At 63.1% G+C, this 22,478-nt stretch carries 33 protein-coding genes; 7 read left to right on the plus strand and 26 right to left on the minus strand.

The annotated features are described in order from the left end of the window. Positions 1-47: 47 nt before the first annotated feature. Genes AC0L3I_RS32825 through AC0L3I_RS32855 form a run of 7 tightly spaced genes read right to left on the minus strand, consistent with a single transcriptional unit; the run spans position 48 to position 6,674 of the window. Positions 48-1,112, minus strand: coding sequence for an ABC transporter ATP-binding protein (locus AC0L3I_RS32825; protein WP_473488154.1), 1,065 nt, complete (start codon positions 1,110-1,112; stop codon positions 48-50). Beyond that, entirely contained in the window at positions 1,112-1,900 is a 789-nt protein-coding gene (locus tag AC0L3I_RS32830) for an ABC transporter permease (RefSeq protein WP_123152071.1), read from the minus strand. The genes AC0L3I_RS32825 and AC0L3I_RS32830 overlap by 1 nt, the downstream gene beginning before the upstream one ends. Beyond that, positions 1,900-2,769, minus strand: coding sequence for an ABC transporter permease (locus AC0L3I_RS32835; RefSeq protein ID WP_473529678.1), 870 nt, complete (start codon positions 2,767-2,769; stop codon positions 1,900-1,902). Before AC0L3I_RS32835 ends, AC0L3I_RS32830 begins: the two co-directional genes overlap by 1 nt. Positions 2,770-2,793: 24 nt before the next feature. Further along, the gene (locus tag AC0L3I_RS32840) at positions 2,794-3,855 is read right to left on the minus strand and encodes an ABC transporter substrate-binding protein (RefSeq protein WP_473488156.1); all 1,062 of its coding nucleotides are present in this window, start codon (positions 3,853-3,855) and stop codon (positions 2,794-2,796) included. A 55-nt stretch (positions 3,856-3,910) separates the two neighbouring features. Further along, entirely contained in the window at positions 3,911-4,879 is a 969-nt protein-coding gene (locus AC0L3I_RS32845) for a PfkB family carbohydrate kinase (RefSeq protein WP_473488157.1), read from the minus strand. Between the two features lie 17 nt (positions 4,880-4,896). Next, positions 4,897-5,946, minus strand: coding sequence for an ADP-ribosylglycohydrolase family protein (locus AC0L3I_RS32850; protein WP_473529679.1), 1,050 nt, complete (start codon positions 5,944-5,946; stop codon positions 4,897-4,899). Positions 5,947-5,948: 2 nt separating this feature from the next. Further along, positions 5,949-6,674 (minus strand): GntR family transcriptional regulator, encoded by a 726-nt coding sequence (locus AC0L3I_RS32855; protein ID WP_095493143.1) that lies wholly within the window; start codon positions 6,672-6,674, stop codon positions 5,949-5,951. 241 nt (positions 6,675-6,915) lie between these two features. On the opposite strand from AC0L3I_RS32855, the gene AC0L3I_RS32860 reads away from it, so the two are divergent. Next, positions 6,916-7,248 carry a hypothetical protein gene (locus AC0L3I_RS32860; protein WP_473529680.1) on the plus strand — a complete coding sequence of 111 codons (333 nt, stop codon included), beginning with the start codon at positions 6,916-6,918 and terminating at the stop codon, positions 7,246-7,248. 74 nt (positions 7,249-7,322) lie between these two features. Here the strand turns inward: AC0L3I_RS32860 and AC0L3I_RS32865 are convergent, their stop codons facing one another. The 4 genes from AC0L3I_RS32865 to AC0L3I_RS32880 all read right to left on the minus strand — a co-directional run bounded on the left by AC0L3I_RS32865 (position 7,323) and on the right by AC0L3I_RS32880 (position 8,991). Continuing rightward, positions 7,323-7,574, minus strand: a complete 252-nt coding sequence (locus AC0L3I_RS32865; protein ID WP_473529681.1) for a DUF2934 domain-containing protein — start codon at positions 7,572-7,574, stop codon at positions 7,323-7,325. 121 nt (positions 7,575-7,695) lie between these two features. After that, positions 7,696-7,896 carry a hypothetical protein gene (locus AC0L3I_RS32870; protein WP_473529682.1) on the minus strand — a complete coding sequence of 67 codons (201 nt, stop codon included), beginning with the start codon at positions 7,894-7,896 and terminating at the stop codon, positions 7,696-7,698. A 99-nt stretch (positions 7,897-7,995) separates the two neighbouring features. Continuing rightward, positions 7,996-8,301, minus strand: a complete 306-nt coding sequence (locus tag AC0L3I_RS32875; RefSeq protein ID WP_473529683.1) for a DUF1236 domain-containing protein — start codon at positions 8,299-8,301, stop codon at positions 7,996-7,998. A 357-nt stretch (positions 8,302-8,658) separates the two neighbouring features. Continuing rightward, positions 8,659-8,991: a hypothetical protein gene (locus tag AC0L3I_RS32880; RefSeq protein ID WP_473488162.1), complete on the minus strand. Its 333-nt coding sequence runs from the start codon at positions 8,989-8,991 to the stop codon at positions 8,659-8,661. A 228-nt stretch (positions 8,992-9,219) separates the two neighbouring features. On the opposite strand from AC0L3I_RS32880, the gene AC0L3I_RS32885 reads away from it, so the two are divergent. Next, the gene (locus AC0L3I_RS32885) at positions 9,220-9,366 is read left to right on the plus strand and encodes a hypothetical protein (protein WP_473529684.1); all 147 of its coding nucleotides are present in this window, start codon (positions 9,220-9,222) and stop codon (positions 9,364-9,366) included. 281 nt (positions 9,367-9,647) lie between these two features. Here AC0L3I_RS32885 and AC0L3I_RS32890 read toward each other — a convergent pair whose 3' ends face one another. The 8 genes from AC0L3I_RS32890 to AC0L3I_RS32925 form a co-directional block, all read right to left on the minus strand. Then, positions 9,648-9,935 (minus strand): GIY-YIG nuclease family protein, encoded by a 288-nt coding sequence (locus AC0L3I_RS32890; protein WP_473529685.1) that lies wholly within the window; start codon positions 9,933-9,935, stop codon positions 9,648-9,650. Between the two features lie 247 nt (positions 9,936-10,182). Then, positions 10,183-10,476, minus strand: coding sequence for a hypothetical protein (locus tag AC0L3I_RS32895; RefSeq protein WP_473529686.1), 294 nt, complete (start codon positions 10,474-10,476; stop codon positions 10,183-10,185). A 230-nt stretch (positions 10,477-10,706) separates the two neighbouring features. Next, positions 10,707-10,997, minus strand: coding sequence for a hypothetical protein (locus AC0L3I_RS32900; protein ID WP_473529687.1), 291 nt, complete (start codon positions 10,995-10,997; stop codon positions 10,707-10,709). A 236-nt stretch (positions 10,998-11,233) separates the two neighbouring features. After that, positions 11,234-11,560, minus strand: a complete 327-nt coding sequence (locus AC0L3I_RS32905; RefSeq protein ID WP_473529688.1) for a hypothetical protein — start codon at positions 11,558-11,560, stop codon at positions 11,234-11,236. Next, positions 11,557-11,784 (minus strand): hypothetical protein, encoded by a 228-nt coding sequence (locus AC0L3I_RS32910; RefSeq protein WP_473529689.1) that lies wholly within the window; start codon positions 11,782-11,784, stop codon positions 11,557-11,559. Before AC0L3I_RS32910 ends, AC0L3I_RS32905 begins: the two co-directional genes overlap by 4 nt. Next, positions 11,769-12,035, minus strand: coding sequence for a hypothetical protein (locus AC0L3I_RS32915; protein ID WP_473529690.1), 267 nt, complete (start codon positions 12,033-12,035; stop codon positions 11,769-11,771). Before AC0L3I_RS32915 ends, AC0L3I_RS32910 begins: the two co-directional genes overlap by 16 nt. Position 12,036: 1 nt before the next feature. After that, the gene (locus AC0L3I_RS32920) at positions 12,037-12,255 is read right to left on the minus strand and encodes a hypothetical protein (RefSeq protein ID WP_473529691.1); all 219 of its coding nucleotides are present in this window, start codon (positions 12,253-12,255) and stop codon (positions 12,037-12,039) included. After that, entirely contained in the window at positions 12,252-13,061 is an 810-nt protein-coding gene (locus tag AC0L3I_RS32925; protein ID WP_473529692.1) for an N-acetylmuramidase family protein, read from the minus strand. The genes AC0L3I_RS32920 and AC0L3I_RS32925 overlap by 4 nt, the downstream gene beginning before the upstream one ends. 85 nt (positions 13,062-13,146) lie before the next feature. Here AC0L3I_RS32925 and AC0L3I_RS32930 point away from each other — a divergent pair, with 85 nt between their 5' ends. The 5 genes from AC0L3I_RS32930 (at position 13,147) to AC0L3I_RS32950 (ending at position 15,292) form a co-directional block, all read left to right on the plus strand. Continuing rightward, on the plus strand, positions 13,147-13,326 hold the full coding sequence (locus AC0L3I_RS32930) for a hypothetical protein (protein WP_029351723.1): 180 nt from the start codon (positions 13,147-13,149) through the stop codon (positions 13,324-13,326). 107 nt (positions 13,327-13,433) lie between these two features. Then, complete coding sequence (locus tag AC0L3I_RS32935; RefSeq protein ID WP_165848536.1) at positions 13,434-13,595, plus strand: hypothetical protein; 162 nt, start codon at positions 13,434-13,436, stop codon at positions 13,593-13,595. Positions 13,596-13,714: 119 nt separating this feature from the next. After that, positions 13,715-13,924 (plus strand): hypothetical protein, encoded by a 210-nt coding sequence (locus tag AC0L3I_RS32940; protein WP_473529693.1) that lies wholly within the window; start codon positions 13,715-13,717, stop codon positions 13,922-13,924. Positions 13,925-14,061: 137 nt separating this feature from the next. Further along, a complete protein-coding gene (locus tag AC0L3I_RS32945) occupies positions 14,062-14,232 on the plus strand; it encodes a hypothetical protein (protein ID WP_473529694.1) in 171 nt (56 codons plus the stop codon). A gap of 511 nt (positions 14,233-14,743) precedes the next feature. After that, the gene (locus AC0L3I_RS32950; protein ID WP_473529695.1) at positions 14,744-15,292 is read left to right on the plus strand and encodes an acyltransferase; all 549 of its coding nucleotides are present in this window, start codon (positions 14,744-14,746) and stop codon (positions 15,290-15,292) included. Here the strand turns inward: AC0L3I_RS32950 and AC0L3I_RS32955 are convergent. The 7 genes from AC0L3I_RS32955 to AC0L3I_RS32985 all read right to left on the minus strand — a co-directional run bounded on the left by AC0L3I_RS32955 (position 15,285) and on the right by AC0L3I_RS32985 (position 22,185). After that, positions 15,285-15,998, minus strand: coding sequence for a class I SAM-dependent methyltransferase (locus AC0L3I_RS32955; RefSeq protein WP_473529696.1), 714 nt, complete (start codon positions 15,996-15,998; stop codon positions 15,285-15,287). The two genes, AC0L3I_RS32950 and AC0L3I_RS32955, sit on opposite strands and share 8 nt — an antisense overlap. 72 nt (positions 15,999-16,070) lie before the next feature. Further along, complete coding sequence (locus AC0L3I_RS32960; protein WP_473529697.1) at positions 16,071-16,253, minus strand: hypothetical protein; 183 nt, start codon at positions 16,251-16,253, stop codon at positions 16,071-16,073. Between the two features lie 4 nt (positions 16,254-16,257). Next, entirely contained in the window at positions 16,258-19,440 is a 3,183-nt protein-coding gene (locus AC0L3I_RS32965) for a hypothetical protein (protein WP_473529698.1), read from the minus strand. A 120-nt stretch (positions 19,441-19,560) separates the two neighbouring features. Beyond that, a complete protein-coding gene (locus AC0L3I_RS32970) occupies positions 19,561-19,926 on the minus strand; it encodes a VanZ family protein (protein WP_473529699.1) in 366 nt (121 codons plus the stop codon). Positions 19,927-20,369: 443 nt separating this feature from the next. After that, entirely contained in the window at positions 20,370-21,245 is an 876-nt protein-coding gene (locus tag AC0L3I_RS32975; RefSeq protein ID WP_473529700.1) for a hypothetical protein, read from the minus strand. After that, entirely contained in the window at positions 21,245-21,736 is a 492-nt protein-coding gene (locus tag AC0L3I_RS32980) for a hypothetical protein (RefSeq protein ID WP_473529701.1), read from the minus strand. Before AC0L3I_RS32980 ends, AC0L3I_RS32975 begins: the two co-directional genes overlap by 1 nt. 2 nt (positions 21,737-21,738) lie before the next feature. Next, positions 21,739-22,185: a hypothetical protein gene (locus AC0L3I_RS32985; RefSeq protein WP_473488181.1), complete on the minus strand. Its 447-nt coding sequence runs from the start codon at positions 22,183-22,185 to the stop codon at positions 21,739-21,741. Between the last annotated feature and the right edge of the window lie 293 nt (positions 22,186-22,478).

The following is a 22,478-nucleotide window of genomic DNA, read 5'->3' on the forward strand; positions in this document are numbered from 1 at the left end:
TCTGCCCGGCAGGGCAGAGGGGGTGGGAAGGATCGCCAACTTTCGAGTTAGCTCCCAGCGATCAGCACCGTGCTCTCCGGCGACCAGCGCAGCACCACTTTTTGCCCCTCCGCCAACCTTTCAATGCCGGTGTTCTGCACGATGACCTTGAGCGTCTGCCCGCCGCGATCGACGAAATAAGTGCTGTTGTTGCCGGCGAAGATACGCTTGGAAACCTGCCCCCGGAGCATATTGGCGTTCGGATCAGACGTCCCTGAATCGGTGGCGATGCGGATGCGTTCGGGCCGCACCGCGCAGCTCGCCCTGGCGCCGGCGGCAAGCGCCGCGCCTGCCCCGGCGGCGATCGCCGTGCCGTCGGGCAAGCGGATGCCGGTGCCGGTGGTCTCGCCGCGAAAGATGTTGGCGTCGCCGAGGAAGGTGGCGGCGAACTCGCTCTTCGGGCTGTCGTAGATCTCCTCCGGCGGTCCTTCCTGCACCAGCCGACCGTCGCGCAGGATGCCGATGCGGTCGCTCATCGTCAGCGCTTCTTCCTGGTCGTGGGTGACGAAGATGGTGGTGATGCCGATCTCGCGCTGGATGCGTTTCAGCTCGATCTGCATGTCGACCCGCAGCGCTTTGTCGAGCGCGCCCAGCGGCTCGTCGAGCAAAAGCACGCGCGGCTTGGTGACGATGGCGCGCGCCAGTGCGACGCGCTGGCGCTGGCCGCCGGACAGCTGATGCGGCCGGCGGCTACCGAGCTTGCCGAGCTGCACCAGGTCAAGCGCATGCTGCACCTCGCTGGCTATCGTTGCCCTGGCTTCGCCACGCACCGACAGGCCGAAGGCGACATTGTCACCCACGTTCATATTGGGAAACAGCGCATAGTTCTGGAACACCATGCCGATGCGCCGCTTCTCGACCGGCACCCGCTCGACGCTCTCGCCGCCGATGGCGATTCGGCCGGAGTCGGGAAAATCGAAACCGGCAATCTGCCGCAGCAGCGTGGTCTTGCCGCTGCCCGACGGCCCAAGCAGTGCATAGAAACCACCGTCGGCGAAATCGATGGACACGTCGTCCAGCGCCTTGTGCGCGCCGAAGCTGCGCGACAAATTCGATACCTGCACGCCGGCCATTATTTCTCTCCGCCGAATTTGAAGAACCGTGCCGTAAGCAACATCAGCGCCATTGAGACGACGATGATGATCGTCGAGACGGCATTGATCTCCGGCGTAAAACCTTTGCGGATCGCGGCGTAGATTTCGACCGGCAACGTCGTCTGGCCCGGCGTCGACAGGAAGTAGGAGACCACGAACTGGTCGAACGACACGGCAAAGGCGAACAGCCCGCCGGCGATGACGCCCGGCATGATCCAGGGCAGCGTCACGCGAGAAGTCACCTGCCACTGGTTGGCGCCGAGCGAACGCGCCGCCTCTTCCAACTCCGGCGCAAATGTCTGCAGCCGGGCCGAGACGACGACGATGACATAGGGCAGCGCCAGCGCGACATGGCCGAGCAGGATCGCAAACAGGCCACGCCCGATGCCGACGCCGAAGAAGAAGATCAGCATCGCCGTGCCGGTGATCAGCCACGGAATGGCGATCGGTGGAAACAGCAGCGCTTGCAGGACTTTCTTGCCGCGAAATTCATAGCGGTAGAGCGCCAGCGAAGCCGCCGAGCCGAGCACCGTGGAGATGATGGTGGTGATGATGGCGATCTCTATGCTGTTCCAGGTGGCGGAGATCAGTTGATCGTTCTGCCACAACGAAGCGTACCACTCCGTCGTCCATTCGAACGGCAACTGGTAGAAGGGCGAGACGTTGAACGACATCAGCGCCATGATGATAACAGGCAGGTAGAGGAAGGCGAGCAGCAGCCAGATGTAGAGGCGGCCACACCATTCCAGGATACGCGTCGTTGCCATCACGCAGGCCTCCGCAGCACCGGTGACGCCAACGCCAGGATGACCAGGACGACGGCCAGCAGGATGAACGACAAGGCAGCGCCGAGCGGCCAGTTGAAGACGGCGACGAACTGATCCTCGATGATCGTGCCGTAAAAAGTGCCGGTGCGCCCGCCGAGGATGCGCGGTTCCATGAACGAGCCGACGACGGGAACGAAGATCAGCGCCGCACCGGCGACCAGCCCTGGCATGGACAGAGGGATGATCACCCGCCTCAACATCTGCAGTCTTGAGGCGCCGAGCGAGCGCCCTGCCTCGATCAGCGAGTCATCGATGGCCTGCAGCGTCAGATAACAGGTCAGCACCATGTAGGGCACATAGGAGTGCACCAGCCCGATGATGACGGCCGGATAGGAATACATCAGGTCGATGTTAATCTTGAACGGCAGCACGGCGTTGAGCGCGGTGTCGAGAATGCCGCCTTCGCGCAGCACCATCGCCCAGGAGAAGATGCGCACCAGCCCGTTCGACCAGAACGGCAGGATGACGAGCAGGAAGATCGCCTCGCGGCTGCGCCCCTTCAGCACCTTGGCCAGCACATAGGCCGCGGGATAGCCGATGACGACGCACCACAGCGTTACCTCGAGCCCGAGCCTGAGCGACGCCAGCAGCAGCGTCAAATACAGCCGCTCTGAGAAGAAGGTGGCGTAGTTGTCGAGCGTGAACGCCCACACCTTCCCCGCCAGGGGCAATTCGGTCATGAAGGAGAAGAAGACCATGGCCGACAGCGGCAAAAAGATCGCCACCGTCAGCCAGAGATAGGCAGGCAGGAGCAACGGCAACGCCGATCGCAATCCGCTCCTCGAACCGGTCGCGACCTGTCCAGCCATATGCTCCTCCCGAAAAGCCGGCCGTTACTTAACGTTGACCTTGATCTCCTGCCACAGCGCCAGATAGGCCTCGCGCTGCGCATCGGTGATCGGCGCCTGGAACTGGATGCGTTTGGCGACATCAGGGTCGCCCATCACCTTGCGGTTGAACGCATCTTCGGGAAGGGCGGCAACCGCCTTGGTGTTGGCCGAGACCGGCGCGCCGACCTTGGTGACCCATTCAACGTAGAAGCCGGGATCAATCATGTAGTTGATGAAGGCCTCGGCGCCGGCGACGTTCTTGGCACCGACCGGAATGGAAAAAGCGTCGAGCCAGGCGACGGCGCCTTCCCTTGGGATGACCAGCGCGACCGGCAGCTTGAAATGCGTCTTGGCCCGGTCGGCCGAACCGCTCCAATAGGTGCCGATGTCGATCTGGTTGGAGGCGACCATCTGGTTCCAGTCGTTTTCCGAGCTCCAGAATGTCTTGATCTGCGGCATCAGCGAGGTCAGCTTCGCCTTGACCGCTTCCATATCCTTGATGTCGTTTATGTTCTGGCCGGTGGCGATGGCGCCGAACTGGACCGCTTCGACGGCATCGTCGCGAATGACTACGCGGCCCTTATGCGCCTCGTTCCACATCTCGGTGATGCTGGTCGGCGGCGTCTCGAAGGATTTCTCGTTGATGGCGAGCGCGGTCAAGCCCCACACCCATGGCACGCCATAGACCTTGCCATCGCGGGCGAGCATCGGCGAGCCTGCCTTGTCCGGGCTGATGTCGGCATAGTTGGGAATCTTCGAGACGTCGATCGGCTGGATCAGCTTTTCCGCCATCGCCTGGTCGTTGAAGGCCGCGTTGATCATGACGACGTCGTAGAGGCCGGGATTGGTCCTCAGCTTGGTCAGCATTTCCTGTTCGGAATTGAAGAAGTCGTTGACGACCTTGTTGCCGGTCGCCTTCTCGAAGGCGGCAATGGCCCAGGGCTCGTCGGCGCCGTAGCCCTTCCAGTTGAGCACATGCACCTCGTCGGCCCTGGCGGCCAGCGTGAGTGCCGAAGCGAAGACGGCGGTTGCTGTCACAAATGCAGTCAATTTTGGCATGCGCATGTTCGTTCCTCTCATTGTTTGCCCGGTTGGCGGGCTTGTTGCGTCATTTATTCTGTCATAAATGGGCCTTTTGCTTCCGGCCGTGCACGGATCGATCGTCATGGCTGAGGAATGTCTGGATCTCCTCGTCGGTCGGCGCCGACGACCCGCCATGGCGGGTGACCGAGAGCGCCGCCGCCGCATTGGCGTAACTTGCCGCTTCGAAGGGCGGCACGCCGCGCGACAGCGCGCTGACGAAGGCGCCGATATGCGTGTCGCCGGCGCCGTTGGTATCGACGGCGGCAACCTTGAAACCGGGCACGGCCTGCGCGGTGCCGTCAGCCAGCCGCACGAAGCAGCCTTTCGCCCCGGCGCGGATGATGACCCCCTCGGCGGTCGGGCAGTGATTGGAAAGAAGCCGGGCAGCAATGGCCTCGACAGCGCCGGGGCCGGCAATCTCGGCCGCTTCCGTTGTGTTGCAGCTCAGCCAGTTCGTGCGCGCCAGCACCCGGTCGAGAATGGCGCGCGGAATCTCCGATATGACAGGCGTCGGATCGAAGACGAAGGGAATTTCCGCCGGCAGCGCCTCGATCCAGTCGGCCAGCGCGTCGCGGCTCCCGACATAGCTCAGCGTATAGCCGGAGACGAACACCCAATCCCCCGGCGCAACCCGGACGGGCGCCATCATGCCGAGGCTGAGCACACTCTCGGCACCAGGCCATGACACGAAGGTGCGCTCGGCGTCGCCGCTGATCATGGCGACGCAATTGCCGCTGTCCATCACGGGTGATGGCGGGGTCAGCGTTGCGATGCCCTCGGCGGCCAAGGCGGCGCGCAGGAAGTCGCCATTCGGTCCGCTGCCGAGCTGGCCGCCGAAGACGACCTTCATGCCGGTGCGGCTGGCCGCGACCATCATGTTGAAGCCGCCGCCGGCGACCTGGGCAAAGCTCGATGCGGTCTTTTCGGTGCCGGGCGCCGGCAAGGCGTCGATGCGGTAGACATAGTCGACCACCGCGCTGCCGATATGGACGAGACGCCCGCTCATGTCAGGCTGAGCTCCGCTCATGCCGCCGCATCCTTGCCTGAACCGCGTTTCGCCATCCGCACCGCGACCAGATCGGCGGCGAGCGCGCGCACCTGCGCCATGTCGAGCCCTTGGAGCCGGGCGATGTGTTCCTGCGGCAATCGGGAAAAGCCGGTGCAGGCGCCTGCCATGCCGGCGGCAATGGCGCCGATCGTGTCGGTGTCGCCGCCGAGATTGGCGCTGATGACGGCCGCCTGCCAGGGATCGCCACCGGCTATTTCCAGCACCGCGAAGGCCGCCGGAATCGATTCCTGGCTGGCGACGCCGGTGCCGACCAGGTCGATGATCAGCCGGATGCCGTCAGTGACAGCCTTGCCGCGGACGAGGCTCCTCGCCCAGTCGATCCGCGCGGCGATATCGCCGCCGGTGACCCAGTGTCCGAGTGCCGCCCCTTGCCTTGCCGCCACAACCGCACGGTCCGAGGCTGCTCGCCAATCGCCGCCGGCAACACCGCAGCTGACGGCGGCAGCGACGGCTGCGGCCGAGGCAATGGCGATCGAGGTGTTGTGCGTGGCGCGGCAGGTTTCCGCCACCTTGGCGACCAACCCGTCGAGCGGCTCCAGCGGCATCATGATGCCGACCGGCGCGATGCGCATCGCCGCGCCATTGGTATCGCCGCTGCGTCCCGCTTCCGCGGCCGGCACGCCGCGATTGATGGCGTCGATGGCGCGTTTGGTCGAAGGTCCGAGCAGGTCGTAGCTGCCGCGCGCCTTGACCTCGCGCTCCCAGTCGAGCAGCGCGCTGACCCAGCGTGTGTGATCGAAGCTGTCGCCTGAACCAACCAGGACACGACCGAGCAGCAGCGCCTGTTCGGTGTCGTCGGTAACAGTGCCGGCGACCAGGCCCTTCGACACCGGATGGTCGGCGACAGGCGCGACGAAATCCTCGACATGGCCGTAGAGCTCGGCGATGCGGGCCGGCGACAAAAGCTGCGTCGGCATGCCGAGCGCATCGCCCAGCGCACCGCCGATAAGCGCACCCATCGCGCGGTCGATCGCCTCGCCCGTCTCCATTCTCAGCGTGTCCATGCTCAGAACTCCAGGTGCAGCGCGAAATGCGCCGGATTGAGCAGGCTGGTGACAAATTCGATGGCGCGGCCGTCGGCGGCGCGCGTCAGGCGCCGCGTGCGCAGGAACGGCGCGCCGGGCGCGCAGTCGAGTATGGCCGCGTCCTCGGCGCTCAGCATCTCGATGTCGGCCCACTCCTCGCCGTGATCGGGGACGAGCCCCGCCGCGCGCAGCGTCTGGTGCAGCGAGCCCTCGCGCAGGCCGCGCAGCGGCACGTCCTCCAACTCCGGCGACAGCGGCAAGCGGCTGCGCTCGATCGAGATGGCATGGCCGTCATCGGCGTTGGAGCGCACCCGGTCGACGGCGATGAAGAACGGGCTTTCGACGCCGAGCCTGGCGGCGAGCTCGGCATCCTGCATGACTTCGAGCCTGAGCGTGCGCGTGTCGGCATTGGCGCCGGCATTGGCCAGCGCCCGCGACCAGCCGACGGCGTCGTCGACCGGCATGCCGTCGAAGGTGACGAACGAGCCGATGCCGACCTTGGTGGTGATCAGCCCGCGGCTCGACAATTCCTCGAGACCCTTGCGGATGGTGTTGCGGCTGACCGAGAAGCGCTGGACGAGCTCGTTCTCGCTCTGCAGGCGGTCGCCGAAGCCGAGCACGCCGGAGCGTATCTCGTGTTCGAGGACGGTGGCGATCCGTTCGGGCTTGCCCGTTCCGGGAGACGACGGAGTCGTGCGACGCGCCATGGAATACCTGTTCAGTAAACCTGTATAGTCCTGTTCAATATCGTGACATGGCAGCCATGTCAACGGCTCGCTGCCAGCACGCTTTCGGGTCCCCGGCATTTGCCGGGCAAGTTTGCGCTGCTGATCACGACGGTTCGTCGCAGGCTGGAATTTTATGGGAACCTTCACCAGCCCCGAGCGGTTTTTTCTGTAGTCGCGATGCGGCGACAACCGAAAAAATGGAGACAAATGGAGGCAAACCATGCTTACGAAGATTCTCGCGGCGTCCGTACTCGCCGCTGGTCTGGCCACGTCTGCGATGGCCCAGACTGCCAGCGACCCCGACGCTGAAATGGGTACCGGCAGCGACAGAAGCGTCGTAATCGACCCGGCCCCGATCGATCCGAACCTGGCCGATGAGCCGGATGCTGTCGATCGCGGGATTACCGGTAGCATTATTGCGGGCCCCGACGGCACGAATTCCAATGCCGATCGGAACTGTCCTATAGGCCCGCAGGGCGCGCTGCCTGATGCCACGCACAAGGCTCCCGGCACGGTCTCACCGACCGTCAACGACAGGCACTGCGGCATGTAGCCGAGATCGATTTCGGGAACTCACGCTTTCGGCCGCGGGACAGAGCTTCGTCCCGCGGCCGAAGCGTTATTGTTCTAGCTCGCTGAACCTTTGCGCGGCCGAGCAGTCTTTGGCTTGGTGTCCTTTGGCTTGGTGTCCTTTGGCTTGGCCTTGGCGGCCGCCGGCTCCTTCGGTCGAGCCGCCTTAGCTTTCGGCCTGCTCTTCTCACCGTCGACCTCGGCAGTGGCCTGGTCCCAGTGCTGCTGATGCGCACCGTCGGGCCGGCCGGCTTGTTCCCAGATCGCGTGAGCCCGCCGGCGAATGCGTTCCTGCCTGTCGTCCGTCACTGTTGCCTCCATCGGTTCGGTTCAAGGCCTTGGGCAACAGCTGTCTTAGCCCAAGTTCTCATCGGCGTCATGAGTTCGGATCGACGTCATGAGTTCGGATCAAAGTCTTGGGGCTTCAGCCCTATTCGGACAGAACCGCGACACCGAGGAGTGCCGCCTTCTTGGTGATCAGCCCCGCCAGATCCGCGTCCGAGCGATCCGTTCCAGTTTGCTCACGCACGGCTGCAATCAACTCCTTCATCGACAACAGGGCAGTGCCCCGTTCAGCAAGCAGCTTGTCGACAGATGCGGCCACATTGCGTGACTCGACATGCGGCAACATGGAAATGGCTCCTTCCCGCGACAAGACGATCAGCAGCCGGCTGCCTGCCGGCGAGCCGCCGCTCCTCTCGCGTCTTCCCGAGAGAGCGGCGGGTGAAGGTCAGTCAATGACCTTCACGATCCTGCGCGTGCCGGGATCGACCAGCACGGTGCGATCGTCGACGACCACGTATCTGTATTGCACGTCGGGAACGTCGATCGGGTGAAGCTCAACCGTGTCGGGCACGGTGGAACCGATGTTGAGCTCCACTCCCAGAAGGCTGATCGACGCCAGCGGGTGCCTGTCCACATATTCGCGAATGACCGTCTGCTGCTCGGGCGTGACAATCACCTGGTCTGCGGTGGCCACGCCGACACCGGTGAGCAGAACCAGCCCGGCGGCGGCAGGAACAAGGTGGATCTTCATCGTCTTCTCCTGTTCTTGTTGGCGGACTTCGCCTTCCACGGGTGGCAACAGTAGATCACAATCGGGACGGCGGGCCCTCTTTGGAAACGCTCACGCAACCTTCTTGTTCCGTGAGCGGCGGCTAATCGGCGCCGCAGTGGCGCCGCCCGGATGCGTTGCTGCGACCGACCGCAGTGGCCCGCGTTCCTTTCACAGGCACGCGGGCCGATCGGTTTGCCCGATCAGCAGCGATACCGGAGGGGGTGATATCGACTGCTTCGAAAGGAACATTTAGCGAGAACTAATGTTCCGCCCCCCAGCAAAAAAGCCTGCCGGCGTCGGGCTCCCGTCAGGCGCCGAGGCGGCAAATGCGCCAACCTATTGTTTCGGCGGCTGCGCCGGCACCTCGCCGGGCTTGAGCACCGGTGTCCTGCCTTCGTCCGGCGGCGGTGCGGCCATGCCCTGATCGCCGGTCGGCGGCGGCAGCAGCACGCCGTTGCAGGGATCAAGCGTGTCGGTCAGGCTGTCGCCGGCACCGTTGTTGGCGGGCGGCTCCTGCTGCTGGCCGTTCTGCGGCTGGGCCTGGCAGGGGCCGGCAGGCGCCTGGTCTTGTGTCTGGTCATCCGTCTGGGCGGCAGCCGGCGCCGCCAACGCCAGTGCGCCGAGCACGCCGATGATCAACGCGCTCGGCAGGAATGCGAAAGGTTTCATGTCGAACTCCTTTCCCGCGAACCTCCTTGCCAAAGCAGGTGGGCGGCGATTGGTTCCCGCATGCGGCAAACGCGCGCCCGGCTCCATGTGCAGGTTCAATCGACCGGCACGACAGTTTTGGGCGGCAATGGGGCGACTTCCGTTGAACACGCAAAAAACCGCCCCGTTTCCGGGGCGGGCGCAGCATGTTGGTGAATCGTTAATCAGCGATTGCTACTGTATTGGACCATGACCAAAAATCTCGGAAACGCCGAAAGGAATGCCCCAAAGGAACCGGCAAGGCGTTCCGTCTTCAGCCAGCTGGCGCCGGCCCTGTTTCCCCTGGTGGTCGTCGCGCTTAGCTATCTGGTCGGCTGGCAATTCTTCGGCTTTTAGAGCATCGGCCGCCTCGGTGCCGCGCGAAAAGACGTCGCGCGAAGAGATCTTGGATCAGGCGCCGGCTGCTTCTAATTCCTCTGCACAGAGGATTTGGTCTTTGACTGAGCCTGAAAGGGACTGCGGACGGTCCAGCTGCACAATCTCCAACGTCTGCGATTAGCCGTAAGCCCCGCGCCTTCGTCTTCCTAGGGCGAAGCAAGGAGCGAAGCGACGCGGCGCAGACCCTAGGATCCATGCCGTTACCCAAGCCGAAGAATGCAGCGGACCAGAACCGAACGCTACCACCCCGTTCCGCGAAAGTGCTCGAACCACTCTGGATTGCTCTTCTCGATCAGGTCGATCTTCCACTGGCGTGGCCAACGCTTCAGCGACTTCTCGCGCTGGATGGCGTCTCGAATGTCGAAGTGCTCCTCGTACCAGACCAGACGCTGCACGCCGTAGCGGCTGGTGAAGCGCGAGCCTTCGCCAGATTTGTGCTCCGGCATGCGGCGGCCGAGATCGTTGGTGACAGCGATGTAGATCGTGCCACGCTTCTGGCTCGCGGTCATATAGGCATAGCCGGTCATGGTGGAAGGGTAGCTGGCACCGTTGCGGATGCAAGCACCGTTCTTGGCCGCTGCATTCTTCGGCTGATGTCACGGAATGGATCCCAGGGTCTGCGCCGCGTCGCTTCGCTCCTTGCTTCGCCCTGGGATGACGAAGGCGCGGGGGCTTACGGCTAATCGCAGACGTTGGAGACTGGCGGTTGCAGTCTGGTCGGGCAGCGACCGTCCACAGGGCTCAGCCAAAGAACCAAATCTCGGCACAGAGGAACTAGTCCGGGAAATCGAAAACCGGTTCCTCGCATCGATGGACCCGGCATTGACCGTCAAGCGTCATCACATAGGAGGCGACAGGCACTTCGGGCCAGTCGCACTCATTGCCGTATTGGCGGACATATCGATCATAGGTGTTGCGGCCGGTGGACAGGACGACGGCGCGCCGGCTCTGGATCAGCTGCTGCGTCTGTTCGCATGTCATGGTGCGCGCATCCGGCCGGCCGTAAGCCATGCTTGTGGCGGCGAGCAGGATCGCTGCAGCTGTCGAGACGATTGGGCGAGCTGGCATGGTAAATCCTCTCAAGGGTCGTGCCCAACGCGCACCTTCGCCCGTGGTTCCGCAACCTTCACCCGGGTCTCCCGCAAGAGGCTGTCGCTGCGGCGCAATAATGCATGTCGCGCAAAAGCTTGCCCTCGGGCTTGACCCGAACTTCCTGACGCACTCATCCTAGGGCGAAGCAAGGAGCGACGCGACGCGGCGCAGACCCTGGGTGTTTGATCCTGGACTTTAATGGCGCATCATCGCAATCCGAGAACCGGTTCCTCGCATCGATGGACCCGGCATTGACCGTCAAGCGTCCTCACATAGGAGGTGACGGGCGCTTCGGGCCAGTCGCACTCATTGCCGTATTGGCGGACATATCGATCATAGGTGTTGCGGCCGGTGGACAGGACGACGGCGCGCCGGCTCTGGATCAGCTGCTGCGTCTGTTCGCATGTCATGGTGCGCGCATCCGGCCGGCCGTAAGCCATGCTTGTGGCGGCGAGCAGGATCGCTGCGGCTGTCGAGACGATTGGGCGAGCTGGCATGGTAGATCCTCTCAAGGGTCGTGCCCAACGCGCACCTTCGCCAGTGGTTCCGCAACCTTCACCCGGGTCTCCCGCAAGAGGCTGTTGCTGCGGCGCAATAATGCATGTCGCGCAAAAGCATGCCCTCGGGCCTGAACCGAGGGTGTGCAGCGGTTTTGCGATAACGACATGCATAAAACAACAACCTAAAGCGCGTCGCCCGGTCAAACGCGACGCGCTTTAAGACAGGCGCGATCTCATTCCTCCTTCTCCGGCTTGAACCGCCTCACCACCACCTCGAAGACGATGTCCGAGATCCACATCGCCGAGACGCCGATGAGGAACGCTGCGGCCAGCGTCGTGGTGCCGTCGTCGGGCGACGGTATCGGCACGCCGGTAGCGCGGAAGTAATGCACCACCGGCAATGTCAGGTAGGCCGCCGCCAGCGCGCCGCAGATCGGCGACGCCACCATCTCGCGGACCTTGTAGCGGTGGCGCGACAAGGCGCGCAAAATGCCGCCGGAAAGGCCGGCGACCACCACCGGCGCCTTGATGCCGAGAGCATCGAGAAACTCCTGTATCATGGCCGCCACCCGCACCACCTGGCGCCCTTCGCGTTGTAGGCGTTCACCTCGTCGAGCTCGGGCCGCGTCATGGCGGCGACGACGACGGCGGAGGGACGGCGCGGCTGGTTGTGGTCGCACCAGACCTGACGCGCCGGCGAAACCGGCGTTGTGCATCCGGCGAGCAACAGGCCCCCAAACAGCAGGCTCTCGAGCAGCAGACCGATCATCAGTGCCTTGCCCATCGCCTCGCCTCCCGCCGTGCGGCTTCGTCCGACAGGTCGCGCGCCGCGCGTTCGGCATCGGTCGCCTCGCGGTCCATCTCGAGGCGATCCTGTGCGGCGGCGAGTTTTTCCGCCGCTCGCCTGGCCGTATCCTTGTTGGCCCGGCTGATGCCGCCGGCGACAAACAGGCCGATGCCGCCGACCAGCGCGGCGAGTATCGCCATGATCGTCGTATTGCCGGCGAGCGCGCTCAGCATGGAAAGCACCCACATCTCAATTGCCCTCCACGGCAGGCTGTCGTCTGACGAGGCCGGCAACGCCGTCGCGGACGACATTCATCAGGATCTTGAGCAGGGTCAGCACCCCGGTGATCTTGAGCGCCAGGGCAGCGTCGATGCCGAACAGCGTCCAGTCGAAGCCGACCAGGCCGGTGAGCAGCAGGATCAGCATATTGATCAGATTGTGCGCGGCATTGGTATTGAACCACGTCATGGCTTTACCTTTCGAAACAAGGACAGGATTGCGGCGACCAAGGGAGCCAGGACTGCGGCCCAGAATCCGGACAGCGGTCCGGGCAACGGTCCGGGCCGCACTCCAGCCTCGCCCGGCTCGTGCTTTGGCCCTGAAGACGCAAGAATGTCCGGTTGCGGAGCCTGCGGGATCGGAACAGGCGCTGGAGGCTGCGCTGGGGCAGCGGCCGGCGTGTCCTTGATCCCGGACCATTTGCGGAACGCCTCGGCAAGCCTGATATCGTAGACGTTCTTCCCAAAGGATGCGCCGTTGTAACCCTTGGCAAAGCCGGCCCAATCATGCTTGCGCAATTTGTCGTCGAGCCGGTTGGCGGCGATGAAATTGACCGCCGCCGCCAGCTGCAGCGCTTCGTCCTCCATCATGGCTTCGACCATGGCCTGCACGGTGAGGAAGCCGGCCGCCTTGAAATTCTCGCCGAGAACCTGGCCGAGGCCCCACGACGCCGATCTGAGCGCCGCCGTCTCGTCGATGGCGCAGGCGGCTTTCAGGCGGGGGTAGCTGTCCCGGGGATAAGGCTTTTCGCCCCATTTGGCATAGGCAAGGCCGGCCGCGACAGCTTGCGCCTGCTTCGCCCCCGACAGGTTGCGGAAAAACACATGCGGCTCGAACAGGATGACCGGCCGGCCATGGGCGTCGAAGCCATGCCCGCTGGTTTCGACATCGAGAAAGGCGTGGATCTCATCCTCGCCGACGCCGATCCTGGCGCCAAGTTTTGGCAGATCGAGGTCGTCCAGGCGCCTGGCGGCGCCCTTGAACGTCATGTCCATGGTCGTGTCCTTTCCGCCCTCGCGGGCCGGTTGATGTTTGCAAGCGATTGTGTGAAAAAAACCCCAAAGGGGAGGACAGCGGCCGATGTCGCAAGATGAAGGAACGGCGCGCTGGACGGTGAAGGCCGAGCTGTGCGCGGTCGGCCGCGACAAGCCGCTGCTTGTGGCGCTGGCAGCGATCCTGTGCCTCTATTGCGGGCTGGTCGCCGGGCCGATCCTCTATGCGTTCCTGGCCATCCAGGGCATGGCGGATTTCTTCAAGTGATCGTGCTGACCGCTTGAGAAGCTCGATCCGTCCTGCCACCTGGACCGAAATTGGGATGAGACTGCGGCCAGGAACCGTTCATACCCCGTGGGACACCGGGAGGGCACGTGACAATAAGGATCAGGCTTCCGGGCGGGACACTGAAGATCAAGAAAAAGGACGAGCTGCGCCGCCGCGAGCAGAAGCGCCAGGTCCCGGTCTGGCGGGTCGGAGACTACTTCATCGTCTGGTGGCCGGGCAGCATGTCAGGGCGCCCGCCAAATCGATGATCCCGAGCCTGTGCCCGGGGCCCTTCTGGAAACAGTCCCAGAAATAGTCAATGACCTGTTGTTGACTTTTACGCTACGGAAGCTCTCTAATTGCTGCGCTGCACAATGGGGATGGGCTGATGGCGGTTCGGATCAAGTTGCCGGGCGGCACCTTGAAGATGAAGGTGTATCGGGAATTGCGCGGGCGCGAACGCAGCCGCCGCATTCCTGTCGTCAAGATAGGTTCGGTCTATTTCACCTGGTGGTCGAACCGGCCGCGTCCTTTAATCGGCCAGCCGGATGCACCCGGACGATCCGGACCAACTCCAGGCAACGCGTTGACGCTCTGAATCTCATCGAGCGCCTGCGCCCGAACCTCTTCCCGGGAAGAGTCAAAAAACCCATCGGCTGTTGACTCTTCCCTGGGGGAAGTTCTCTAATTGCTGCATCGCACATCATCATTGCCTTGCCGGCGGGAGTTGAACCGATGGCAGTGCGTATCAAATTGCCGGGCGGCACCCTGAAGATGAAAGTCTATCGCGAATTGCGGGTGCGCGAACGCGAGCGCCGTGTGCCGGTCATGAAGATAGGTTCGCTGTATTTTATCTGGTGGTCGAACAGCCAGCCTCACGACAAGCCACAAGACAGCTGTCATTAGTCTTTGCAGTCTTTGCGCCATTCGCCTGCGCGGCGGCGCGGGCTACGGCGTGTCTTTTGGACGCGCAAGCAAGCCAGCCGGCAGCCAGACGCCGCCGAAATTATCGACCCACAAGATCACTCGGTACAAGTCTATCTGCGGTTGGCGAAATGCTACCTGCACTGGCTCGTTGCTAGGGGCCGTGTCGAGCCGAACGAACTAGAGCGTGAACTACCTCACGATCACGCTTGCAAAGCGGAGGTGCTTGCCGCAAATGATGACCGCCCAACGGATCTGCCCCTGACGATGCGAACTAACCTGCCGGTGGCACAAACCCTCAAGCGCTTTTTGGTCCAAGCAATCGATGGCCGACACATCCCTGCGCCAATGATGGCAGCCGACGACGAGCACGATGCGCAGGCAGCATTGAAGGAGCTTAGTACGCGAATGCCACAACGGCACCTCATGCTCTGCGACGGTTTGCAGGTTATCGCCGAGAGGCAGCAACAAACACGATACGGAAGACACTGACATGCCTTTTGTGCCGCCCTTCCTGCAACGCCTAGCGGGCGCCAATGTCGGCGCTGGCACGAAGGTGGCCATTCAGAGTGTCCGCACTGCCCGCCGTGGCCATCACTCGATCGGCGAGGACGGGATCATCAACTGCTACTTCTCGTTTGATCGACCAGAAGCGCGGATCACGATCGGAAGGCGCTGCTACATCGGCAAGAGCCACCTAGTCGCTGCAGAACACATCACTATTGGCGATGATGTCGTTATCTCATGGGGTACGACGATCGTTGACCATAACTCGCACTCGCTGGATTGGAAGCAGCGCACAAGCGATGTCGCCGAGTGGCATCAAGGCAAAAAGAACTGGTCGGGTGTCGGCATCGCGCCGGTCACAATCGATGAGAATGTCTGGATCGGCTTTGGCGTGACAATCCTGAAAGGTGTCACGATCGGCAAGGGCGCGGTCGTCGGCGCAGCGTCTGTCGTCACGAAGGACGTAGAGCCCTTCACGATCGTTGCCGGAGTTCCTGCTAAAAAGGTCCGCGACCTTTCAGAATCAACTATTTAGTGCTGCATAGCGCTCCGGCCATGTACGCCATGTTCCGCACCGCAGCCTTGGGCGCGACCTTGAGAAATTCGGTCCGCAACTTGTATTTCACCCATCCTTTGTACCGCCCGGCCAAGTGCTGTTCATAAGCGAGATCGTGAGCAAACGTCATCAGACTATCGACCTTGAGCCCGGAAGTATTGAGCAGATTTTCGAACGTCAGCGGCGTGTAGAAATTGATATGCCCATACGGCCCGGACATCCGAATGGCGCGATTGAGGTTTCTCGTATGCTCCAGCGGCACCTCGATGTAGAGCTTCTTGCAGACCCTCGCCGCCTCCATCAAAAACATCCGTTCGTGCTCGACGTGTTCGACAACGTGGATGGCCAACCCAAGGTCGAACGACTTGTCGGAGTGCGGAATGTGGTAGCCATCAAAAACATCGAGGCTCTTCAGACTAGGGATTTTCCGTGCCTTGATGGCCTCAATACCCGAGGTCGAAATCTCGACGGCCCCGAGTGTCTTTGCCAGATTTCGCTTGTTGAGCTTGTGCAGCACAGCCCCTTCACCAGCCCCGATGTCAAGGACCTTTTCGACGGTCTCCCCCGGGAGGATCGCTTCTATATGGCCGACTGATTGCTGCGAAGCAATTTCGCGTTTCGCGGCTACTTTGCCATCTGCGTAATAGTCATCATAGATCGCTATAATGCTGCCGGCGTCCGCCATAGAGAAATCCTCCTAAGGATCGCCCCCGCCAAGCCAACCGTGCCATAGCGCGCGAACCGCGTCCAGTACGGACTAGGCGCCTCCCAGCCACACTTCGACGAGCCCTTCGGCATCGTCCTTACGCACTGCGATTTCTCGACTATAAGTCGGGTCATTGGGCTTCGTAATCAGGATCTTCTTGCCGACGATCACCCATTCCTCACCTTCTTCAAGCGTCGCGATCACTTCACCCTTGCGATGAACTGCGAATGGCATGGTCTTATCCCCTTTCCGCGACGTATTCGATGAAGCGCAGCGCATTGCTGTCGTGGCCGGCATCGTTGTAGTGCAGGCCCTCTTGATAGGCCCCCGAGTTGACATAATCGAACCCGTCAATCGGGACCGTCAGCACATTGCGCGACCGATAGGTTTGACGGATCGCACCAAGCGCTGCGTCGTAAGTGCGACCGCCTGTATAGCTGCTATCCCAAGCGGATGATGGCCGTGTTGGCGGCATGGCCATCATGCGAGGAGCGCCGGCCGCCTCCAGCGTGTTGATAATCGACGTGATATTGGCCGAAATCGTCGCCGGCGGCGTGCTAAAGCTGTCATTGATGCCCAGAGCGAGGACCGGCACAATTTTGCCGCCAGCATAGCCGCATTGTGCGACCGCAGAAGCAAGGCGCGGCGCGTTGAAGGATGCGAACGTATAGCTTCCGTGCGCAGCGCGCAGCGTCCGCAGGCGCGGACGCGAGCCGGCCGCCTTGATGCCGAGACGGATAAGCCCAGTGATCTCCACCGGTCCGCCTACGGCCGTAAGGGTATAGTTTCCGCTCGCCGCCTGCGCTGTCAGGGACGGGCCGGAATATTGATCCAGCGCCAGAGCGCCGGCAGCGTTCACAGTCTTGTAGGCCGCTCCACCGTTGAAGGCGAACGCGAGCGAGCCTTGACCGGCGTCCTGGGTGTAATGGACGTCGACCTGCTCATAGGCGCCCGTGAACGTCAGCGACGCGCCATCCGCAAGGATGATGCTTTCGCCGAGCGGCCCGCGCGTTCCCGTCGACACGGTTCCGCTGGTCGTGACGCCATAGAAGGCGGGCGTATAGGTTGAGCTAAGCCGCAACGCCGTCATGCCAGGCTCATCATGCGCAATGCCGAGATTGGCGAACTGCGTAACTCGATTGAACCAGTGGGCCGAGCCATTGCTGGCCAGAGCCCAATGACCGATGCTGTCGGCGATCAGGCAAAGCACATCGTTGTTGGCGATGTGCTCCGCCATCTTGGCCCGGAAGCCATCAGAAAGATTGAACAGCGACGGGCGAGCCGGAACGAAAAACCTCCTGCCACCGACAAACGGCTTTCCAGGCCCCCAAAAGCCGTCGCCAGACTTAGGCATGGCCGTCAGCGCGAAGCTGCCGGGCGGGACGTAGGGATTTGGGTGAGCGGCCCCGGCCGAAGCAAAGATCGCGGTCGCGTCAACGACGCCATTCGGGTCGGCGTCTGCCAGCAGGTTCATGCCGGTGTTCTGCGCGCCGCCGGTCAAGGCCCTTGCTGCATCCGCTATAAGACCGGTCTTGATCGTGAAGCGGACCTCATAGCGGTGCTGGGTCGAATTCGACACGCTGGCGCCGTTCGACAGCGCCCCGTTCCTGAGCCAAACGGGAATGCCTTCCGGATTGACGCTGTTCTGAAACTTGTAGCCGCCGCCGCTGATCGCCGGATATTGTTCGGCCGCAATCGGGATCGAGAGAGGGATAGAGGGAACGCCATTTGCAAGAGTGATTGGCGTGGTGCTGATCACGTTGACGGTTGGTCCTGCCAAGACCTCGACAACATGGATCAGTGCAGCACCCGCGCCGCTCGCCCCGACATCGACCTGAGTGATGCAGCCAGCGGCGGGAGCCGGCGTTTGCATGACAATGCTGTAGTTCGCGGGCGTGTTCGCACCGGTGTTGACCAGCGACGGCCACCCGGTATCCAATTCCGAACCGACAACATCGACAAGACCTTTTGCGGTATCGTAGGCGGCGCGCGCCTTTGTGCCGACTTCACCCGTGAAAGTTGCTTTCCATTGCGGGCCGTTTGTAAAACCGATGGTCTTGGCGGTGTGCGAGGTCGGCAACGCCGCCGTAAACCACTCGCTTTCGCCGTTCGCAATTGCCCCGGCCGTATAGTACCAGGTGCCCACGCCTGTCCGCTGTAAGCCCATGACGCTGCCGGCCGGCTTCAGGATCGAGAGCCCCGAGTTGACGGAGGACGGGCCGGTAACGACAGCGATAGTTTGTTCAGAGACCAGAGTTAACGTGCCATCGCCCTCGACGTGGGCAAAGACGATATGAATTGTTCCCGGCCCAGCGCCGAAGCCGAGTTCTACACTCGACAGAAATTCATCTACCGTCGATAGTGACCCCGGCCAGTAATAGATGCTGCTGTTGGAGACCACCGTGCCGCCGACCGAACCAGTGATCGCAACCGGCCCGACCGTCCTCGATCCGATCAAGGCGATGACTTCCGCCGCCGAAGGACGAACGCCCGTGTCGACGGCAACCGGCCCGGCCGCCACAGTGTACATTCCAAGGATACCGGCGCTGACTTCGGTCCAAAAGTATTCACCAACCTCAGCATTCCGGGCGAGGACCGCCGCCGCACTTGCGCCAGCCAATCCCGCCGACGCCGCGAAGCTGAAGTTTGGCGCCACAGTGTAGGAGCCGGGCGCTGTGATCAGGATCTGCGTCACTGCGCCGCCAGCCACAACGAAGCGGCCGGCGGCACCCGAACCGGCGCCGCCGGTAAACGCCAAATCGAACGTGCCGTTGGTGCCACCGGCCCCCGCCGTGATCGCACCGCTGCCGACGACACCAAAACCGATCGCCGCCGCCGTCGTCGGGAAAATGCCCTTGCCATACAGCGATGCGTCGCGCGCCGCCTGCGCGCTGGCCAGATTGGCCGCGGTGGTGACGACATCGGCGGCGGTTTGCCCGGCATTGGTGACAGAGCTGGCAGCGCTGGCGGCTGCCTGGCCGGCACTGGCCTCGGTGGCATCCTTCAGCATCTGCGTCTCGTCGCGCAGCGATTCGACATCCTCGACCACCTCCGCAATGTCGGGCGGCACGAACGGGGCAATGGCGATGGCATCGCTGCCCACCACCGGCTCGTCAGCGCTAAATTCAAACACCCGCCCGGCATTGATTGTCCCAACCTGGGTGTGAACCGTCGTTCCCTTCTGCAAGGTGCGGGCGGTGCGGGCGTCGGCGGCGCGGAACCATTCGCCCTCGCTGACCGTGTAGATGCCGTTCTGTCTTTGGTCGGCCTGGTGCTTGACCAGCACGCGGTCGCCAACCTCGCACGGCACGCCGTCGATGGCCTGCAGGCCACGAAGGAGGATGTTGGCCGTGGTCGCCAGGCGCACGGGTTCGCGTTCGCCGGTCAGAAGTCGAACGGCGGCAGTTGCAGGTCGAGCCATCAGGCTTCTCCATGAAAAAAGCCCCGCGAAAGCGAGGCTTTAAGTGCGCTATGATTTCAGGCCGGCCCCGGGCGCGGATCAGGCCGGCGGTGTTGTCTCGAGAGAAAAACCCGTTGCGGCCTATGGCAATCCGCCAACGCGCCTCCCAACGCGCCTTTTTGTCCAGCCGGCGATTGCCAGCCCGCACGCCATGCCGGCGCAGTCGGCAACCCAGTCGAACCCATCCAGATCGCGCCCTATCAGTTGCGAGCCCTGAAGAACCTCGATCGCCGCGCCGGTGAAGGCGAGGACAACAATCAGCTTTGCCTTGTGTTCCGGCCAGCCGAGGCTTCCCAGCACCGCCAGCACGGCGAAGGCGATGGCGTGATGCAACTTGTCATCGTAAAGCGTGACCGCCGTGCCGAAATCCGGCAAGAACCGCGCCGGCAGAAGAGTGAGCAGGAGAACGCCGGCCAACATGACCGGAAAAACGATCCTTGCCAGCATCGGATAAGACTCTAAGCGCAACAAGATAGGGTCAGCCCTTCATCTGAAGCCTGGACGGGCCAGGTGGATTTCCGTTCCAATGATCGCATCAGCGCTTGGAAATTTCAAATCCAGAACCACAAGCCTGTGTTGTAAGAAAGGCCGCCGTCGCTCTTAGAGACTGTTTCGAAATTCGCTCTGGCGAGTCATATGATGGTGGTTTCGAGAACCGGCGCGCAGCGGACATTTGGGTCCGTGAGCACCGGAAGCGGAGAAAACGCCATCAGATGGCCGCCAGAGTAGAGATTCCAAACGGTCTCTTATCGCCCTGGAAACGACCACATACCTGCGTGCATTGCCAGCGGCGATTTCAGGAACTTTGGGTTTTCCCATGAAAAAGCCGGCGGCCAATGCAACAGGGGCAGGCAACGCGAAAATCTAGCCCGGCCGCCTGGTTGCGGACATCAGTTTTGCGCCACCGAGGCGCCAGCCTGCCAGGCGAGCGCAACCCTATCGTCGGGCCTGAGATCAGCAAGGCGGTCGTCGCCCGAAGCGGGTGAATTCGGGTTTTTCGCCGACAGATCGGTGCCGCCTTCAGCGCCGGTGGTTTCACCGTTGATCGCGCCGTCGGCGGCCTTGGGCTCGGCGCCAAGCAGTTCAACAGCGCGGCCCGGATCCTTGGCGATCATCGCCTGGGCGAGCGCCTTTGCCGTGTTGCTGCGCCAGGCAGTTTCGGCCGCTTGCCTGGCGACCGGGTTGCCCATCTTGGCGATGAAGTCGAACCCGCTCTGCCTGATCGCCTCGAACGCTGCGGTGTCGTCCGGGTCGCTCTGCGCGATGGCGCTTGTGTAGGAGTCCTGCGCCTTGGACCATTCGGTCTGCTCATAGGCCTGGCGGCGCGCATATTGCTGTGCGGCCATGCGTGCCGAGCCGGCCAGCCTTAAAGCCTCTTTTTTCCTGATGAAGTTGGCGCGTTCGCTCTCCGGCACTTTCGGCACGGTGCTGTCGAAGATCTTGTCGAACAGGCCGGACTTGACGACGCCGTCGGTGCGGGGATCGACCTGGCCATACATGCTGTCATGCAGGCCGCGACCGTCGGCCGGCGCATTCCGGATCGCCTCGTCTTCGGCCTGGGCGATCTGCCCGTTCAACTCGCGGCCGATGACCTCGGCGTCGAAGGCGTCCTGCTGCTGCTTCTGTTGCGTGAACCGCTCGGCGACAGCCGAGAGCTCGGCGCCAAAGCCTTGCATGGCGGCGCCGACCGGCGAGCCGCCGGGATAGGAAACCACGCTGCCGGTATCGAGCCGGCGCTGGGCAAGCTGGAGGGGGATGGTCGCCATCAGTAAAGCCCTCCGCCCGGCGCCGGCGGAAAGGCGCTCTTGCCGAATGTCACCGCCTTGCTCGGGTCGTAGAGGCCGGAAAGGCCGGACACGAGGTTGCCGCCAGCCCTAAAGATCGAGGCCGCCGCCGACTGCTTGCCGGAAAAACGCGAGATCGCCGCCTGCGTGGTGAGATTGTTCTGGCGCAGCTGCGAGCCGTACTGGATCGCCTTGATGTCGAGCTGGCCCTGCCTGGCGTTGGCCGCCAGCACCTCAGTCGGCGAGCCTGCCATGGCGACGCCCGACGCGCCGGCCTGGGCGCGCGCCTGCGCTTGCAGAAGGTCCTGCTTGTGGCGCTCCTGGCCCTGTTCGAAGGCCGCGGCTTGCGCGTCGGCCCGCGCCTGCTGTTCATAGGCCCTGGCCTGGTAGTCGGCCATCTGCCTCGACTGCTGGCCTTCGACCAGAGCGCCGCCGACCGAGAGAGCCGTGCCGATAAGGGCAAGTGTGCACATGGTCAGCCGCGGCCCCGGCCACGAAGCGAAAATCTGCCCGTGATGCCTCCAGCCGGCGCGCCAAGCGCCGGGCGCGGGTCGAGCGCGCCGCCGGGGCTGAGGAGGGACAGAAGCATCTTGTCGGCCTGGATCGCTGCCGCGCTGAGACGAGCGGGTGCTGCCGCTCGCCGCCCGGCAATGGCGGCGCGCCGGATGGCAGTCGGGTTGATTTTCAGGCTGGCAACGCCGGCGGCGTCGAACTGGCTGTTGGCGGTGGCGACGGCGCGGCGCAAGGCATCGGCGTCGAACAATTGCTGGCGCAGCTGTTCGATCAGCCATTGGGCCATGCGCCAGCGCTCGTCGAGGGAAGCGGCGTTTGCCCTGATCTCGTCGGCAAGTGATGCGATGTCGACGCAGGCTTCACTTTGCGCGGCGGCGGCGCGGCGCTTGTCATCGGGGATTGGGGTCACGGGAGGGTCCTTTTAGGAGGGTGATGGGCGGTTCGCGCAGCTGCCGATCTCCCCCCTCGGGGGGAGATGCCCGGCAGGGCAGAGGGGGCGCGAAGGAACGCGGCCTTGGGTTTAACGTTTGATCAGCCGAGAATTGGCGCGAGGAAGCAATTGCGGTTGATTGATAGGCCGGCGGAACAGCGCCGCCCTCTGTCCTGCCGGACATCTCTCCCTTGAGGCAGGGCTATCGCAGGTGGAAAGCCGAGGCTTTCGCTCTACGATGTACCCCCACCCCTAACCCCTCCCCACAAGGG

The sequence above is a fragment of the Mesorhizobium sp. WSM4840 genome (assembly GCF_055811755.1).

Bases quoted from the DNA above. Each gene is read 5' to 3' on its own strand.
- AC0L3I_RS32825 (WP_473488154.1), bottom strand. From the start codon at position 1,112: ATGGCCGGCGTGCAGGTATCGAATTTGTCGCGCAGCTTCGGCGCGCAC.
- AC0L3I_RS32830 (WP_123152071.1), bottom strand. From the start codon at position 1,900: ATGGCAACGACGCGTATCCTGGAATGGTGTGGCCGCCTCTACATCTGG.
- AC0L3I_RS32835 (WP_473529678.1), bottom strand. From the start codon at position 2,769: ATGGCTGGACAGGTCGCGACCGGTTCGAGGAGCGGATTGCGATCGGCG.
- AC0L3I_RS32840 (WP_473488156.1), bottom strand. From the start codon at position 3,855: ATGCGCATGCCAAAATTGACTGCATTTGTGACAGCAACCGCCGTCTTC.
- AC0L3I_RS32845 (WP_473488157.1), bottom strand. From the start codon at position 4,879: ATGAGCGGGCGTCTCGTCCATATCGGCAGCGCGGTGGTCGACTATGTC.
- AC0L3I_RS32850 (WP_473529679.1), bottom strand. From the start codon at position 5,946: ATGGACACGCTGAGAATGGAGACGGGCGAGGCGATCGACCGCGCGATG.
- AC0L3I_RS32855 (WP_095493143.1), bottom strand. From the start codon at position 6,674: ATGGCGCGTCGCACGACTCCGTCGTCTCCCGGAACGGGCAAGCCCGAA.
- AC0L3I_RS32860 (WP_473529680.1), top strand. From the start codon at position 6,916: ATGCTTACGAAGATTCTCGCGGCGTCCGTACTCGCCGCTGGTCTGGCC.
- AC0L3I_RS32870 (WP_473529682.1), bottom strand. From the start codon at position 7,896: ATGTTGCCGCATGTCGAGTCACGCAATGTGGCCGCATCTGTCGACAAG.
- AC0L3I_RS32875 (WP_473529683.1), bottom strand. From the start codon at position 8,301: ATGAAGATCCACCTTGTTCCTGCCGCCGCCGGGCTGGTTCTGCTCACC.
- AC0L3I_RS32880 (WP_473488162.1), bottom strand. From the start codon at position 8,991: ATGAAACCTTTCGCATTCCTGCCGAGCGCGTTGATCATCGGCGTGCTC.
- AC0L3I_RS32885 (WP_473529684.1), top strand. From the start codon at position 9,220: ATGACCAAAAATCTCGGAAACGCCGAAAGGAATGCCCCAAAGGAACCG.
- AC0L3I_RS32890 (WP_473529685.1), bottom strand. From the start codon at position 9,935: ATGACCGGCTATGCCTATATGACCGCGAGCCAGAAGCGTGGCACGATC.
- AC0L3I_RS32895 (WP_473529686.1), bottom strand. From the start codon at position 10,476: ATGCCAGCTCGCCCAATCGTCTCGACAGCTGCAGCGATCCTGCTCGCC.
- AC0L3I_RS32900 (WP_473529687.1), bottom strand. From the start codon at position 10,997: ATGCCAGCTCGCCCAATCGTCTCGACAGCCGCAGCGATCCTGCTCGCC.
- AC0L3I_RS32905 (WP_473529688.1), bottom strand. From the start codon at position 11,560: ATGATACAGGAGTTTCTCGATGCTCTCGGCATCAAGGCGCCGGTGGTG.
- AC0L3I_RS32910 (WP_473529689.1), bottom strand. From the start codon at position 11,784: ATGGGCAAGGCACTGATGATCGGTCTGCTGCTCGAGAGCCTGCTGTTT.
- AC0L3I_RS32915 (WP_473529690.1), bottom strand. From the start codon at position 12,035: ATGTGGGTGCTTTCCATGCTGAGCGCGCTCGCCGGCAATACGACGATC.
- AC0L3I_RS32920 (WP_473529691.1), bottom strand. From the start codon at position 12,255: ATGACGTGGTTCAATACCAATGCCGCGCACAATCTGATCAATATGCTG.
- AC0L3I_RS32925 (WP_473529692.1), bottom strand. From the start codon at position 13,061: ATGGACATGACGTTCAAGGGCGCCGCCAGGCGCCTGGACGACCTCGAT.
- AC0L3I_RS32930 (WP_029351723.1), top strand. From the start codon at position 13,147: ATGTCGCAAGATGAAGGAACGGCGCGCTGGACGGTGAAGGCCGAGCTG.
- AC0L3I_RS32940 (WP_473529693.1), top strand. From the start codon at position 13,715: ATGGCGGTTCGGATCAAGTTGCCGGGCGGCACCTTGAAGATGAAGGTG.
- AC0L3I_RS32945 (WP_473529694.1), top strand. From the start codon at position 14,062: ATGGCAGTGCGTATCAAATTGCCGGGCGGCACCCTGAAGATGAAAGTC.
- AC0L3I_RS32950 (WP_473529695.1), top strand. From the start codon at position 14,744: ATGCCTTTTGTGCCGCCCTTCCTGCAACGCCTAGCGGGCGCCAATGTC.
- AC0L3I_RS32955 (WP_473529696.1), bottom strand. From the start codon at position 15,998: ATGGCGGACGCCGGCAGCATTATAGCGATCTATGATGACTATTACGCA.
- AC0L3I_RS32960 (WP_473529697.1), bottom strand. From the start codon at position 16,253: ATGCCATTCGCAGTTCATCGCAAGGGTGAAGTGATCGCGACGCTTGAA.
- AC0L3I_RS32965 (WP_473529698.1), bottom strand. From the start codon at position 19,440: ATGGCTCGACCTGCAACTGCCGCCGTTCGACTTCTGACCGGCGAACGC.
- AC0L3I_RS32970 (WP_473529699.1), bottom strand. From the start codon at position 19,926: ATGCTGGCAAGGATCGTTTTTCCGGTCATGTTGGCCGGCGTTCTCCTG.
- AC0L3I_RS32975 (WP_473529700.1), bottom strand. From the start codon at position 21,245: ATGGCGACCATCCCCCTCCAGCTTGCCCAGCGCCGGCTCGATACCGGC.
- AC0L3I_RS32980 (WP_473529701.1), bottom strand. From the start codon at position 21,736: ATGTGCACACTTGCCCTTATCGGCACGGCTCTCTCGGTCGGCGGCGCT.